The following is a 13,816-nucleotide window of genomic DNA, read 5'->3' as shown; positions in this document are numbered from 1 at the left end:
ACGCAGAGACGCGCAGATGCCCGCAGCCCTGTGACCGGGCTGCGGGTCTTTGGTTTACTTGAACACGTCCACCAGATCTGAGACGCTGACACCTTCCTTGATCTCCTTCAGGCGAGCAAAGATCAGCGCGATGGTGATGCTGAGCCAACCATAGGCAATCGCGTTGAGCGCGGCCTCAAAAAAGACCCAGGGACCCAAAGATGCCGTTGGATCAGCAATTCCGGAGAACCCGAACGCGGCAGCAAAGGCAAATGTGACTACCATGACGACCAGCACAATACATAGACCCATCAGGATCAGCGCGCCGATGATGGGCCAACGGTAGTTCTTGGTCAGGGTCGCGCTGCGTCCCATCGCGCCGAACCCGGCCCTGTCGATCACAATGGCCGGTACGATGACGGAAAACACGGCGTAGATCCAGATACCCGGCACGACCAGAAAAACAAGGCCGATAAAATACAAAATCGTCGTTGCGACCGACAGAACTGCAATGGCGGGCAGGTTGACGACAGCCGCCGAGAAATAGCTGCCAATACGCGCCGCAAGCCCCAATTTTGCGTCATAAGCGAACTGTATGATCACGGCCGTGGTGACGGCATATGCGAGCAATGTGATCAGAGCCGACACGATCACGCCAGAATAGAAGGCGGTATTGTCGAAACCGGCGGTGCCAACGTCATCGAAAGACTGCCCCACCGCATAGTTGTTCACTATGACTTCGATCAGCGCCGGAATGAATCCCAGCAGAAGCACAAGGTGGATCTTTTTGAAAAAGATCGAAAACGTCTCGCCGACAATGGTGCCGACGCCAAGAGGCATGTGAGCCTCGGGGTATTCGGGATTGGCTGTATCTGTCATTTTTTGTTCCAAACTACTTTTGTGTTCTGTCTCTGATAGAGCCTTGAGAACGGGTTCATCCTCAAGACGAGTTTCGGTTTTCTGCTTCTCGCTTGGGTAAATCTGCAACAGGCGTGGTCAGCCTTGCTTGTCGGTCGTGGCGTGGAATTTGTCGGCGCGTTTGTCGCCGAACAACTGGCGCTGTTCCAGAAAGGCGCGTTGTGCTTTGTAGAAGGCCTCGAGAAAAGCAAGCTGGTCTTCGGGGCGTACCGCATCGGCATAGTCGATCTTGCGCCGAACCTGCTCGACAATTGCGGCCATGGTTTCCTTTTTCCGCTTGTGCGCTTCGGGCCCGGTCGAGCGTGCTGCGCCGCGCAGAAACCCTTCGAGTGTCTGCAACTCGAACGCGCCGTAGTGCTCAAGCTGATGGGTCAGAAACTGGAACCGGGGCTGGGTGGCAGTTGCGGGTTTGATCGCCTTGGACATATCGGGCAGCAGGATCGGCTTAGGCAGGTGGATCACATAGGTGCCTGCGATAATGTCCCCCAACCGCTGGCTGCGCTTATTGAACACCGGCACCGCAACCACGCCCAGTATCCAGGCCAGCGAGATCAGCGACGGGACCAGAGCATCGGCATTCAGGGTCAGAACCAGTGTGCCGGGCAGGAAAATCTCGGCCTCTTTCATCAGATTGCGAACGACAAGGGATTGCGTCGTCAGCGCCTGACCATCGGCCGAGACCACCTTGATCTTCATCATGCGCTTGCCGATGGTCTGGCCATTCCACACCAGCTCGAACGCGGCGTAGTAGGGGATGCGGATGATGAAAAACAGCATTGCGGCCACGGCCAAAAGCGCCTCGGGCGGGACAACGTCGATGGCCAGCAAAAGCAGGAAGAGGGCGATGGCACCCACCCCGGTGATCAGGATATCGGCGAATTGGGCGGCCATGCGCACGCCCACACCTGCAACCCGGAAGTAGAGCGGCACACCCTCGGGGGGCAGCAGGCGGTCGAGCTTGGGTTGCGTCATGACCGTTTCCTTCCGCCCATGCAGAACCACAGCAACCACAGCGCACCGATCCCCCAACCGATGGCGATGCGTGTGGTGCGGTCCTGTACCAACTGCCTGCCGAAGCCTTCCAGCAGCGCGGCGGCGACCAGCATCATGGCGGCGATCAGTGCAAGTTTCACCGCATCATGCCCGGCGGCCCGCAATGCCGCGCGGCGTGTGAGCTGGCCGGGGAACAGTACAGCGAGGCCCAGTTTCAACCCGCCCGCGCCTGCGATGCAGATCGCTGACAGCTCGGTCACGCCGTGGATCGACAGCCAGCCAAACAGGTCCCAGCCCAAGCCCCGATCAATGTGAAGCGCGTAAAAAACTCCCAAAATCAAGCCGTTATAGAACAGTAAAAGAACCGTCGGCGCGCAGAGGAATGCCCCTAGCCCAAACACAAAGATCGCGATGCGTGTGTTGTGCGAGAACAGATAGGTGGCAAAAGCCCCCAGCCCGGACCCGTCTTCCTCGCCATAGATGGCCGAACGCAGATAGTCCGTGCTGGCATCCGGCCCGCGCCCTCCGGCCAGTTCGGTGGGCATGAAGACAAAGAACCATTCGGGATTGTCGAAGTAGAAGAAATACCCGGCGATGGCACCAGCCGCCATGCACAGAAACCCCAGCAAGGTGACGCGCCACGAGGACCGCATCGCTAGCGGCCCGCCGCTGGTCAGGAACTTGCGGATGATCCCGCCCAGCCGTTGTTGCGGGGCGTAGACACTCAGATAGGCGCGGCTTGTCAGCGCCTCGAGATATTCCAGCAACCCGCGATCCAATGAGATTTCGCGCGCGATGGACAGGGATGTTGTGGCCTGCCGGTAGAGGTCGGCCAGATCGCGCGCCTCTTGAAAGCTCATGCGGTGCAGGCCCTGACCTTCGGCCTTGTCGACCAGATCGGACAAGCGTCGCCAGTCGCTTTCGCGTTCTTTCCGGAACCGGGCCGAGCGGATCAGGTCAGCGTCAGACATCAGATCATCTCTCGTGCTTTGATTTCCAGATAGGTCGAGATCAGCCGCGCCGAGATCTCGCCCGGTTCGGCGTCAATTACGGTCACGCCGATCTGTTGCAGCCGTTCCAGTACAAGGCGGCGCTCGCGCAGAAGCTGCCCGGTCGAGACGGTCTCGGCCACGTCGTTCATGTCCTGCGGGGCCGTGTTGACCTGCGCCTCGAGGATCGGATCGCGCAGGGTGACGAAAACGATCAGGTGCCGCTTGGCCAGCGCGTTTATGTTTTCGACCATCAACTCGGCCGAGGTGGTGTCGACGAAATCCGAAAACACAATGATCAGGCTGCGTTTCGGAGTGCGCCCGTTCAGCTCGGTCATGGCGAGGGTGTGGTTGGTTTCGACGCTTTCGTATTGCAGCTCGGCCGTGCGGCTGCGCAGCCGTGTGAACGCTGCGCGGCCCGGTTCGGGGGGCAGGAACATACGCGGCTTGGCGTCATAGGCGTAAAGCCCGACCAGATCCCCTCCGATGACGGCGGCCCAGGCGGTCGCCAGCGCGGCGGTAATCGCATGGTCGATCTTGGGCAGGCCCGCGATCTCCTCACGCATCTGATAGCCGTTGTCCAAGGCGATGATCACGTGGTGGTTGCGCTCGGCCCGAACCTCTTTGGCGACCAAAGACCGGTGCCGCGCCGACCGCTTCCAGTCGATTGAGTTCGCATCCATGCCGGGTACGAAATCCCGTAACTGGTGAAACTCGGTGCCCTCGCCGATGGCGCGGTTTTCCTTTACACCGAACAGGCGTGATTGGACCGTTGTCGAAATCTCACCCGATTGCACCCGGCGGATGTTGGGTACGATCGCCAGTTCAAGGCCAAAGGCGATTTTCGGGACGAATTCGAACAGTTTGAACCGGGAAGACCAGCCGAGCCATAGATGTGAGAGGCGCCATTTTCCCCGGCGAATGGCGCGAAACGGAACGCGCACCTGACCGCTGGGCAGATCGAACCGGGCCGGTCCTTCGATCCCTTCGGGCCAGTGTACCTGCCCGGTCATGCCCGAGGTCGCAGGGGTGACGGTCAGGGCAATCTCATCCTGTTCGCCCACGAAGATATCACCCAGCGGCTCTACCGAGACTGAACGGCGACGTGGCCAGGACAGCAGCAGGTCGCCTATTGCCAGCGCGCAAAGAACCACCCATGGCACCCCGGCAACGGTGCGGGTTGCATCGCCCATGACAACGGCGACCAGTGACAGACCAAGCGCCACGCAGGCCGCCACCAGCAATATGCGCGAAGGCCGGATCAGCGGGGGGCCTCGATCTGGTTGAGGATATTCTCCAACACCTGCTGCGGCCCGCGCCCTTCGATTTCGGCGGCGGGGGACAGAACGATGCGGTGTTGCAGCGCGTGGATGATCAGAGTTTTGACGTCGTCAGGAATGGCAAAATCGCGCCCGTTCAGAGCAGCCGTTGCGCGGGTCGCCCCGGCGATGGCATCCGCAGCGCGGGTCGAGGCGCCAAAGGCGATATCCGCGCTTTCCCGTGTGGCGCGCACCAGACGCAGGATATAGGCGAGAATATCGTCATCCAGCACGATCTCATCAATCAACTGCCGGGCCGCTGCCATCGTCTGGGCATCCAGCAGAGGGCGCATTGTTTGCGTTGCGCTCAGGGGATCCAGCGGTGCATTGGCGTGTTTGCGCAGGATCGACAGTTCGACGTCTTCGGGCGGGAAGCTGAGGTTCACCTTGAACAGGAAGCGGTCCAGCTGCGCCTCGGGCAGCGGGTAGGTGCCTTGTTGTTCAATCGGGTTTTGGGTGGCGACCACGATGAACTCGGACCCCAGCGAGTGGTCGGTGCCATCGATGGTCACCATGCGTTCGTTCATCGCCTGCAGCAAGGCGGCCTGGGTCTTGGGCGGCGCGCGGTTGATCTCATCCGCCAGTAGAATCTGGCTGAAAACCGGGCCTTTGGTCAGAACGAACTCGCTCGTCTGGAAATTGTAGATCGAAGTGCCCAGTACGTCGCCCGGCATCAGGTCAGGCGTGAACTGAATGCGCCCGAACTCGAGGTTCAGTGCCCCTGCAAAGCTGCGCGCCAGCAGTGTCTTGGCGGTGCCCGGAGGCCCTTCAAGCAGCACGTGACCGCGCGCAAACAGCGCCGTCAGCAGCAGGTCAACCGCCTCTTCCTGACCTTGCACAACTTTGCCGATCTCAGCCCTGAGGCTTTCGGCATGGGAAAACAATTCATCAAGCGTCATCGGCAAGTTGCTCCAGTATCAACTCAAATTGGTCCACATAGGGAATGGCCTGTTCCGGCCCCAGATGCGGGGGCAGGGCGCGGATGGATGCGATCAGATCTTCCAGTTTTGCAGTCAGGTCCGGATTTCGGGCGCGAATATAGTTGAGGTACGCGTCCTCGGGCGTGCCGCGCAGTGCGTGCGAGGTACCAAAGACCGATGCCGCGCGAGCGCGCAGGCGGGTGTCGATGAAATCCGACAGCAAAGCACCGTCCTGATCGGTCATCCGCATCAGCCGCGCACGGACCCGATTGGCAGTTCGTTTGCCTGACCCGAGACCCAGCGACAGATCCGTAACCGGCCCGCTGCGCACCCCGCCGCGCCAGACTGCAAGGGCCAGCAGAAGCCCTGCACCGATCCATAGGGTCAGGAAAGGTGGTTCGAACAGGCGTTTCAGATCGTCCCAGGTGCGTTCGCGCGCGACATGCTGTTGCGGCTCGGTCAGCCAGTTACGGTCGCTATAGTCGATGATGATCCGCTTCTCGCCCGCGATCTCGGGCAGCACCTTTGCCGCTATCCGGGCATTGTCGCCCAGAACCAGCCCATGGTTGTTCATCAAATCCGGGTCGGACAGAACATGGACGTTCTGCTGTTCACCGTCGCCGGGCAGCGGGCAAAGGCCCAGAACCATAGCGCCCCGACGGCCCACTAGCGGCTCGCAGCCTTGCCCGTCAAAGACCTGCGCCGCGTAGAGGCGGGCGGTCAGCGCATCGTCAGAGGCCACGTCAAAGTCAGTGAACGGAACTCGGGCCGAGCGGATTGTGCCGACATTCGAACCAACGATCCCATGCAGAACCGCCTCGATCCCTTCTTCGGGGGACAACAGAATAGGGTGCCCCAACCCCGTCAGCCTCAGGCCCGAGCGCCATTTAGGCAAGATCACAAGGCTGGGGGTGGACTGCGCCTTGTCGCGGATCACGTCCAGAGTCTGATCGAACTCATCCGGTTGCAGCAGCAGTTCGTCTTTGGTCTGCGCGCGCGCCCGATCTTTGCCCGGCTGAGTATCATAGATGGGCTGGATCAACAGACCGATGGTGCTGCGGTCCAGCGGCCAGCCTCCGGTAAAGGTTTGCGCGGTGTGGTCTTGATCGCGCAGCCACAGCTCTAGCCCGTCGAACCCGGTCGAGGAGTCGCGCAGCGCATATTGTCGACCGGCCATCACATAAAGGAATATGCCGATGCACAGCGCGCCGATGATGCCAAAGATGATCCAGTCGACCCGAACCCGCTCGGTTGCTGCAATATTGGCCGTATCGCTCATGCGCGGACCTCGCGCAGGATGGGGCGGATGCGCGCAAGCAGCGCGTTGAAGTCGGGATCGCTGATGGAGCGATGGCCGAAATGCACCCGTTCACTTTCCAGCACCAGCGCACGTAAATCGGGGATGTACCAGAGGCTCTGCGGCAGGCTGCGCAGCGCCTCGCGGTGGGTCCAGCTTCGCTTGAACAGAACCTCATTGGCGCTGAGGCAACGGGTCAGAACCAGTTGCGCCAGTCCAACGACGGCCTGGTTGCGATCCTCCTGCCTCAGGATGGCGTCCAGATCGGGCAATTCCTCGTCTGTCTCGGGTGCGTCCACTGACGGCTTTCCGGCGCGCTTTGCGTTGCCTGCCCCCGACCGGAAAGAAACCGACGTTAGACCCACGCTGAGGTACAGGATCCATGCCAGCACGGCCAGAACCAGTGCCGCGATGATCCCCACCGTCCAGTTGGTTTCAAGCGAGACGGTCTGAGATTCCGCCTCGGGTTTGGGTGAGAATTTGGTGTCCAGCGGAGGGGCCGGTTGGGTGGGGTCGAAATACACCACATCCGTGTCGATCCCGCGATAGCGAACGGTCTTTAGATAGTCCTGTCCCGAAGGGCTAAGTTCAGTCGGCGAAAGCGCCTTGCCTTGCGCTGTCGCCAGTGTGGGAGCGCAGAAAAGAAACGATAGAAATAGGGCCGTCAAAATACGCATTGGGCTATCGTTAGTTCACTCTCGTCATGCATGCAATCGGCAGAATGCGCCTCGCGCATGGATTGACCACGGCGGGTACTCGACCGGTGTTTGTCGCGCCCATGTGGCGATTTCATGACAGGTTTTCGAGGCGAGATCGGATGTGACTATTCGGGCTCTGCCGCATAGAGACCAAGCTCATGCCTACGCTGGTGGAACCGCGCGACACGATCAACGATCTCATCACTGGAAACAGCGATCACGAAGGACAAAAGCGTCTCAAGCAATGCAATGGTCGAGACCGACGAGGGGAAGAATTGCGGCGTGTCCGCAGACAGAACAAACCCGTGCTGTGCGTTCAGGATCACAGGGCTGGCCGGGCTGTCCGAGATGCCAACGACGGTCATACCCTGCTGTCGCGCCAGCTTGATCGCCTCGATCACTTCGGTCCGATAGGGGTGGCAGGTAATCGCAATCAGCACGTCCTGTTCATCCGCCCAAGCAAGATCGTCCACCGGGGTCGAGCCGGAACGGGGGATGGCGTGAAACTGCTTCATGCCGGTCGAGGCGAGATAGGTGAAGTTGCGGGCGTTCGAGTTGTTCACCCCAACGCCCAGCGTGAAGATCTGACGACAGTTCCAGATATCCTCGGCGGCGGCCTGCAGTTGTTTGGCGTCGATCCTGGCAAAGGTCTCTTCGATATTGCGGATCGCCGCGCCGATCATGTCAGCGTAAAGTCCGCCCAGCTCACCGGACTTACCGATGTCCTGAAGCCAACGGGCGCGGTCAGGAAATGAGACCGATCCCTGCCGGATCGCCTGCCGGAACGGGGCGCGAAAATCCTCATAGCCTTCAAAGCCGACTTGCCGCGCCATGCGGACAAAGGTGTTTGGTTTGACATTGGCGGCTTCGGCAATTTCGCGCACGGTCGAGACACCGACATCGGTGGGGTTCTCCAACACATAGCGCGCGGCCTTTTGGGCCTCAGGTGTCAGGGCCTCCCATTCCTCGGCCAGACGATCGAGAACGATTGATGATACATTTGTGTCATTCATTGTTGACCGTGGTACACTTGTGAAATTAGCCTGTCGAGCAGATTCGCACACTGGGCGCACCAAGATGATCGAAAACGCCGGTTTGTGGCCCCCGAACCACCTCTGCCGACCTGCGGCGCATTTGAGGAGACTACTGGATGAGTTTGCCTGACACAATGAAGGCGATGGTGACCATGGGTCACGGCGGGTTGGAGCAGATGGTGCTGCATGAAAACTGGCCCCGTCCGGAGCCCGCTGCGGGCGAGGTGTTGATCAAGGTTGCCGCTTGCGGGCTGAACAATACGGATGTGAACACACGCTCGGGCTGGTACTCCAAGACCGTCACGGATGCGACTACGGGCGGTGCGTTTGAAGAGGTGGGTGAGGATGACCCGACCTGGGGCGGCGCGCCGATTACTTTCCCGCGTATTCAGGGTGCCGATATCTGCGGCGAAATCGTTGCCGTAGGAGAGGGCGTGGATGCAGCGCGGATTGGCCAAAGGGTGATCACCGATGGATGGCTGCGCGACCCGGACGATCCCGAAAACATGGACAAAACGGGCTACTACGGGTCCGAACGGGATGGCGGTTTTGCCGAATACGCAACGACGCTGGCCGTCAACGCGGTGCCGATCACATCCAACTTGTCGGATGCCGAGCTTGCGACCTTTTCCTGTTCCTATTCCACGGCCGAGGGCATGCTGACCCGGGCAAATGTCACGGACAAAGACACGGTTCTGGTTCCGGGGGCCTCTGGTGGCGTTGGTGGCGCGCTTGTGCAGCTGGCCAAGCGGCGTGGTGCGCGGGTGATCGCGTTGGCGTCCGAGGCCAAACACGCCGATGTTGCCGCTCTGGGTCCAGACATGATCCTGCCGCGCGCGCCGGAAAACCTGCGTGGTGCGCTAGGCGGTGAGAAGATCACTGTGGTGGCCGACGTAGTCGGTGGTCCCTATTGGGCGAAGCTGATCGACATTCTGGAACGGGGCGGGCGCTATACCTGCTCGGGTGCCATCGCTGGCCCGATGGTCGAGTTTGACCTGCGCACGTTCTACCTTCGCGATCTGACCTTCACAGGCTCAACGGTGATTGATCCGCAAGTCATGCAGAACCTTGTGAAATACATTGAAGCGGGTGAGATCAAACCCGCCCTTGCAGCCACCTATCCGCTTGAGGAGCTTCGGGACGCGCAAGCTGCGTTCATCGCCAAGCAACACACCGGCAATATCGTGGTGATCCCATGACTTTGGATGATGTGCTGCGGGCCGCGCAGTTGGTGCATCAAACGCACCCCGATCTGTCCGCCTTTGGCGCGTGGCCGTCGGACCTATCGGCGGTAGAACTTGACCCGAACCACATCCCTGCTGCAGATCAGGTGAGCGAGTTGACCCTCTCAGGAAGTGCTGAGACGCAGGTCTTGGTCGAGGCGATCAAGGCGACCACGCATTTGGCCCAGTGGAAACACACCTACACGGAAGAGGAGGTCGGTGCCGAGTTCCTCAGCCGTTACGGCTACTACGAATTGTTCGGCCCGACCGGTCATTTTCATTCAACCCAGCTGCGCGGCTATGTCGGCTATTGGGGGCCGGGTCTTGCTTATGACTGGCACAGCCATCAGGCGGAGGAGCTTTACCTGACGCTGGCAGGGGGTGCTCTGTTCAAGGTCGATGGGGAGGAGGCGTTTGTGGCCGAGGGTCAGACCCGCAGTCATGAAAGCTGGCAAAGCCACGCGATGACCACTACGGATCAGCCGATCCTGACCTTTGTGCTTTGGCGTGGCGAAGGGATGGGGGATCTGCCCAGAATGGACGCAGCATGAAGATCAACCGGATCCGCGTGTTTCAGACCGGGCTGCCCTACGTTGGCGGTGCGTATGTCTGGGGCGCGGGGAACGCCATCGAAACGGCCACGGCCTCGGTCGTGGTCATCGACACGGATGCGGGCGTTCAGGGCTGTGGTGAGTTCACGCCCTGCGGCGAGAACTATATGGTCGCGCATTCCGAAGGCGTTGTCGCGCTGGCGCGGCTGGTCGCGCCGCGCTTGCTGGGCGAAGACCCGCGTCAGGTTGGCCGGATCGAGCAATTGATGGATCATCTGGTGCAGGGTCATGGCTACGCGAAGGCTCCGTTCGATGCGGCGTGCTGGGATATCCTCGGGCAGGCCTGTGATCAGCCGGTCTGGATGCTGCTGGGTGGAAAGCTGACCCATGGCGCGCCCATGTACCGCGTCGCGCCGCAAAAAGCGGTAGATGAAACGGTGGCCGAGATGAATGCCTATCGCGATCAGGGCTACCGACAATTTCAGATCAAGGTCGGGGGTGACTGGGCCACCGATATTGACCGTATCCGCACCACGGTTCCGTTGCTTCAGTCGGACGAAAAGGCAATGGCGGATGCAAACCAGGGCTGGCGGGTCGATAACGCGATCCGCGTGGCGCGGGCCACGCGGGATCTGGATTTCATCCTCGAACAGCCCTGCCGCACCTATGAAGAATGTCAGCAGGTCCGCCGTGTCGCCGAACAACCGATGAAGCTGGACGAATGCGTAACCGGCATCCATATGGCGCAACGGATTGTTGCCGACCGTGGGGCCGAGATCTGTTGTCTGAAAATCTCGAACCTCGGTGGGCTCAGCAAGGCGCGACGGGTGCGGGACTATCTGGTCGAAAACCGTATACCCGTGGTCAGCGAAGACACCTGGGGAGGTGAAATCACAAGCGCGGTCGTGGCGCATTTTGCGGCATCGACTCCGCCCGAGTATCTTCAGAACACGACTGACCTGATGAACTACAACACCCGGTCGACCGGAATCGGCGGCCCGGTGTCTCGGAATGGCAAGCTCTATGCCTCGGATACGCCTGGGCTGGGGGTGACGCCGGATTTCGAAAGCCTCGGCGCGCCGGTAGAGGAGTTCCGCCTGTGAGAGACCAAGCCAAAGCAACCCAGATGATTGACGACGCGCGCGTACGAGTGACTCGGTTTGACTTTGCCCCCGGCGCTGAAACCGGCTGGCACCGCCATGCGATGGACTATGTGATCACCGCCGTCACCGATTGCCACATGCGTTTGGAATTGCCTGATGGAACGGTCAATGAGGTGACAGTGCCTGCCGGAACATCCTACCGCCGGGACCAAGGGGTCGAGCACAATGTGATCAACGCGGGGGACCAACCCATGTCCTTTGTCGAAGTGGAACTGAAATGAAGATCACTCGACTAACGGTTTTTCAGGTCGATCTGCCGCTGGAGCATCCCTACTGGCTGTCTGGCGGACGGCTGAAGTTTGAAAATCTCGACGCAACGATAGTGAAGGTTGAAACGGATGCGGGCCTGACGGGATGGGGCGAAGGCACTCCCTGGGGTCACACCTATGTACCCGCGCATGGGCCGGGTATTCGGGCTGGGCTCGAAACCATGGCTCCGTTCATTCTGGGTCTTGATCCCCGCAAGGTGCTGGAGGTCGAGCGCGCGATGGACCTCGCACTGCCCGGTCACCTATATGCCAAAAGCCCGATTGATATGGCGTGTTGGGATATCGCCGGGCAGGCGGCGGGCTTGCCCATCGCCGATCTGATGGGCGGAGGTTCCCGCACGCCGCGCCCGATTGCCTCGTCTGTCGGGGCGAAGACCGTTGAGGAAACCCGCGAAGTCATCGAACGCTATCGTAGCCGGGGTTACATCGCTCATTCGGTCAAGATCGGCGGCGATGTGGAGAGAGACATCGCCCGCGTTCGGGATGTGGAAAGCCTCCGCCGACCGGGTGAAATTGTCCTCTATGACGTCAATCGAGGTTGGACCCGGCAACAGGCCCTGAGGGTGATGAGCGCCTGTGCAAACCTGAATGTGATGTTTGAGCAGCCGGGCGAGACGCTGGATGACATCGCAGCGATTTCGGCGAAACATGCGTCACCCGTCTCGGTGGACGAGTCTCTTGTCACCTTGCAGGATGCCGCCCGGATTGCGCGGGATGGATTGGCCGAGATATTCGGGATCAAGCTGAACCGGGTCGGTGGGCTGACCAAGGCCGCGCGGATGCGGGACATCGCGCTAGCCCATGGGATCGACATGTTCGTCATGGCGACCGGAGGGACCGTGCTGGCCGATACCGAGGCGCTGCATCTGGCCGCCACCATCCCAGATGACAATTGCCACGCCGTCTGGGCCTGTCAGGACATGATCACCGTCGACATCGCAGGCGGGCGCGGCCCGCGCAACGTGGACGGCCATCTGCATCTGCCCGACACGCCCGGCCTTGGTGTGCATCCCGACGAAGACGCTCTGGGCGCCCCGGCGGCCGTTTACAGACTCTGATTTTCTTGACGATGGAGATCGCGTGATATGCTCAAGATCAACACTCAATCCGAATGGATCGACCGCGCCAAGGCGGCTCTGCCTGCGGGTGGCTTCGGCAATTTCGACCCCGGCATCATGATCTCACGCGGCGAAGGCAGCCGCGTCTGGGATGAGGATGGGAACGAATATATCGATTACCTGATTGGCTCGGGCCCGATGCTTTTGGGTCATGGCCACCCCGAAGTGCTTGAAGCCGTTATGGAGCAACTGCCCAAGGGTATGACCTTCTTTGCAAATAACAGCAAAGGTGTCGAACTGGCCGAGGCGATCATTGACGCCGTGCCTTGCTGTGAACAGGTGCGTTTTGTCGCCTCGGGCGGCGAGGCGGATATGTACGCGCTTCGTCTGGCCCGCGCCTATACCGGGCGGGACAAGATCCTGAAATTCGAAGGAGGCTATCACGGCATGAGCGCCGAAGCGCAGATGAGCCTCGCCCCCAGCCGCGAGGTGAACTTCCCGCAAGCCGTGCCGGACAGTGCGGGCATCCCGCCAGGCGTTGCCGAACAGATGCTGATCGCGCCTTTCAATGACCTTGAGGCCGTCGAGACCCTACTGAACGAACATGACGATATCGCGGCGATCATGGCAGAGCCTTTACAGCGTATCATTCCTCCGATGCCGGGATATCTGCAGGGCCTGCGCGCGCTGTGCGACAAATACAATGTGCTGCTGATCTTTGATGAAATCGTCACCGGATTCCGTCTGGCCTATGGCGGGGCGCAGGAACGGTATAGTGTAACGCCCGATATCTGTACGTTGGGCAAAATCACCGGCGGCGGTTTTCCTCTGGCTGCGCTGGGCGCAAGCGCTGAGATCATGAAGCATTTCGACAAATCGCAGGTGGGTGAGGCCGGATGGCTGATGCAACTGGGCACTCTGTCAGGTAACCCTGTGGCCTCGGTCGCCGGGTTGAAGACGATGGAGATTCTGCGGCGCGAGGGGACATATGAGCAGCTGCGCGCAACAGGCGCGGCCTTGCAGCAGATGCAGGTGGATGAGCTAACAAAAGCGGGTATTCCCCATCAGATCTGCGGCGACGAAACGCTGTTTGACGTCTATTTCACCGAAACCCCCTGCCGCGACTACCGCAGCGCTAGACACGACGACCCCAAACGGAACGCGCTCTACAATGATGTTCTACGGGAGAACGGGATTTTCAAATCTCCGGGCAAACTCTACCCGTCTCTGGCGGTGACCGAGGCCGATCTGGAGCAAACGCGCGAAGCGGTGAAACAAGCGGTCGCGGCACTGGGCTGATCAAAAGAAAACGGGCCGCTGTCGAAATTGACAGCGACCCGTTCACCTATTGCAGTCTGGGCGTAGCCTCGCCCCCTCGAATACTTGTTAAAACACCAACAATCTG

At 60.4% G+C, this 13,816-nt stretch carries 14 protein-coding genes; 6 read left to right on the top strand and 8 right to left on the bottom strand.

Features of this window, described 5'->3' with window-relative positions; translation table 11 throughout:
• Positions 1–54: 54 nt before the first annotated feature.
• The 8 genes from ACR0NO_RS11440 to ACR0NO_RS11405 form a co-directional block, all read right to left on the bottom strand.
• Entirely contained in the window at positions 55–858 is an 804-nt protein-coding gene (locus tag ACR0NO_RS11440; protein ID WP_480724016.1) for a hypothetical protein, read from the bottom strand.
• A gap of 117 nt (positions 859–975) precedes the next feature.
• Positions 976–1,869, bottom strand: coding sequence for an RDD family protein (locus ACR0NO_RS11435; RefSeq protein WP_480724015.1), 894 nt, complete (start codon positions 1,867–1,869; stop codon positions 976–978).
• A complete protein-coding gene (locus ACR0NO_RS11430) occupies positions 1,866–2,861 on the bottom strand; it encodes a stage II sporulation protein M (protein WP_480724014.1) in 996 nt (331 codons plus the stop codon). Before ACR0NO_RS11430 ends, ACR0NO_RS11435 begins: the two co-directional genes overlap by 4 nt.
• Complete coding sequence (locus ACR0NO_RS11425; RefSeq protein WP_480724013.1) at positions 2,861–4,105, bottom strand: DUF58 domain-containing protein; 1,245 nt, start codon at positions 4,103–4,105, stop codon at positions 2,861–2,863. Before ACR0NO_RS11425 ends, ACR0NO_RS11430 begins: the two co-directional genes overlap by 1 nt.
• A 35-nt stretch (positions 4,106–4,140) precedes the next feature.
• Complete coding sequence (locus ACR0NO_RS11420) at positions 4,141–5,097, bottom strand: AAA family ATPase (protein ID WP_480724012.1); 957 nt, start codon at positions 5,095–5,097, stop codon at positions 4,141–4,143.
• Positions 5,087–6,397: a hypothetical protein gene (locus ACR0NO_RS11415; protein ID WP_480724011.1), complete on the bottom strand. Its 1,311-nt coding sequence runs from the start codon at positions 6,395–6,397 to the stop codon at positions 5,087–5,089. Before ACR0NO_RS11415 ends, ACR0NO_RS11420 begins: the two co-directional genes overlap by 11 nt.
• Positions 6,394–7,092: a DUF4129 domain-containing protein gene (locus tag ACR0NO_RS11410; RefSeq protein ID WP_480724010.1), complete on the bottom strand. Its 699-nt coding sequence runs from the start codon at positions 7,090–7,092 to the stop codon at positions 6,394–6,396. The genes ACR0NO_RS11415 and ACR0NO_RS11410 overlap by 4 nt, the downstream gene beginning before the upstream one ends.
• A gap of 146 nt (positions 7,093–7,238) precedes the next feature.
• The gene (locus ACR0NO_RS11405; protein WP_480724009.1) at positions 7,239–8,126 is read right to left on the bottom strand and encodes a MurR/RpiR family transcriptional regulator; all 888 of its coding nucleotides are present in this window, start codon (positions 8,124–8,126) and stop codon (positions 7,239–7,241) included.
• A 137-nt stretch (positions 8,127–8,263) separates the two neighbouring features.
• On the opposite strand from ACR0NO_RS11405, the gene ACR0NO_RS11400 reads away from it, so the two are divergent.
• The 6 genes from ACR0NO_RS11400 to ACR0NO_RS11375 are packed head-to-tail and all read left to right on the top strand — an operon-like array spanning position 8,264 to position 13,710.
• Complete coding sequence (locus tag ACR0NO_RS11400) at positions 8,264–9,346, top strand: alcohol dehydrogenase family protein (RefSeq protein ID WP_480724008.1); 1,083 nt, start codon at positions 8,264–8,266, stop codon at positions 9,344–9,346.
• On the top strand, positions 9,343–9,921 hold the full coding sequence (locus ACR0NO_RS11395) for a dimethylsulfonioproprionate lyase family protein (RefSeq protein ID WP_480724007.1): 579 nt from the start codon (positions 9,343–9,345) through the stop codon (positions 9,919–9,921). The genes ACR0NO_RS11400 and ACR0NO_RS11395 overlap by 4 nt, the downstream gene beginning before the upstream one ends.
• A complete protein-coding gene (locus tag ACR0NO_RS11390; RefSeq protein WP_480724006.1) occupies positions 9,918–11,024 on the top strand; it encodes a mandelate racemase/muconate lactonizing enzyme family protein in 1,107 nt (368 codons plus the stop codon). The genes ACR0NO_RS11395 and ACR0NO_RS11390 overlap by 4 nt, the downstream gene beginning before the upstream one ends.
• A 23-nt stretch (positions 11,025–11,047) precedes the next feature.
• Positions 11,048–11,305, top strand: coding sequence for a cupin domain-containing protein (locus ACR0NO_RS11385; RefSeq protein ID WP_170491353.1), 258 nt, complete (start codon positions 11,048–11,050; stop codon positions 11,303–11,305).
• On the top strand, positions 11,302–12,411 hold the full coding sequence (locus ACR0NO_RS11380) for a mandelate racemase/muconate lactonizing enzyme family protein (protein WP_480724005.1): 1,110 nt from the start codon (positions 11,302–11,304) through the stop codon (positions 12,409–12,411). The genes ACR0NO_RS11385 and ACR0NO_RS11380 overlap by 4 nt, the downstream gene beginning before the upstream one ends.
• 27 nt (positions 12,412–12,438) lie before the next feature.
• Entirely contained in the window at positions 12,439–13,710 is a 1,272-nt protein-coding gene (locus ACR0NO_RS11375) for an aspartate aminotransferase family protein (protein ID WP_480724004.1), read from the top strand.
• Positions 13,711–13,816: the final 106 nt, after the last annotated feature.

The sequence above is a fragment of the Ruegeria sp. CL3 genome (assembly GCF_056536505.1).
This window is presented reverse-complemented; position numbering and strand designations above follow the sequence as displayed.

What these genes read in the sequence shown, in the direction of transcription:
- ACR0NO_RS11440 (WP_480724016.1), bottom strand. Translation starts at nt 858, where the DNA reads ATGACAGATACAGCCAATCCCGAATACCCCGAGGCTCACATGCCTCTT.
- ACR0NO_RS11435 (WP_480724015.1), bottom strand. Translation starts at nt 1,869, where the DNA reads ATGACGCAACCCAAGCTCGACCGCCTGCTGCCCCCCGAGGGTGTGCCG.
- ACR0NO_RS11430 (WP_480724014.1), bottom strand. Translation starts at nt 2,861, where the DNA reads ATGTCTGACGCTGACCTGATCCGCTCGGCCCGGTTCCGGAAAGAACGC.
- ACR0NO_RS11420 (WP_480724012.1), bottom strand. Translation starts at nt 5,097, where the DNA reads ATGACGCTTGATGAATTGTTTTCCCATGCCGAAAGCCTCAGGGCTGAG.
- ACR0NO_RS11415 (WP_480724011.1), bottom strand. Translation starts at nt 6,397, where the DNA reads ATGAGCGATACGGCCAATATTGCAGCAACCGAGCGGGTTCGGGTCGAC.
- ACR0NO_RS11410 (WP_480724010.1), bottom strand. Translation starts at nt 7,092, where the DNA reads ATGCGTATTTTGACGGCCCTATTTCTATCGTTTCTTTTCTGCGCTCCC.
- ACR0NO_RS11405 (WP_480724009.1), bottom strand. Translation starts at nt 8,126, where the DNA reads ATGAATGACACAAATGTATCATCAATCGTTCTCGATCGTCTGGCCGAG.
- ACR0NO_RS11400 (WP_480724008.1), top strand. Translation starts at nt 8,264, where the DNA reads ATGAGTTTGCCTGACACAATGAAGGCGATGGTGACCATGGGTCACGGC.
- ACR0NO_RS11395 (WP_480724007.1), top strand. Translation starts at nt 9,343, where the DNA reads ATGACTTTGGATGATGTGCTGCGGGCCGCGCAGTTGGTGCATCAAACG.
- ACR0NO_RS11390 (WP_480724006.1), top strand. Translation starts at nt 9,918, where the DNA reads ATGAAGATCAACCGGATCCGCGTGTTTCAGACCGGGCTGCCCTACGTT.
- ACR0NO_RS11385 (WP_170491353.1), top strand. Translation starts at nt 11,048, where the DNA reads ATGATTGACGACGCGCGCGTACGAGTGACTCGGTTTGACTTTGCCCCC.
- ACR0NO_RS11380 (WP_480724005.1), top strand. Translation starts at nt 11,302, where the DNA reads ATGAAGATCACTCGACTAACGGTTTTTCAGGTCGATCTGCCGCTGGAG.
- ACR0NO_RS11375 (WP_480724004.1), top strand. Translation starts at nt 12,439, where the DNA reads ATGCTCAAGATCAACACTCAATCCGAATGGATCGACCGCGCCAAGGCG.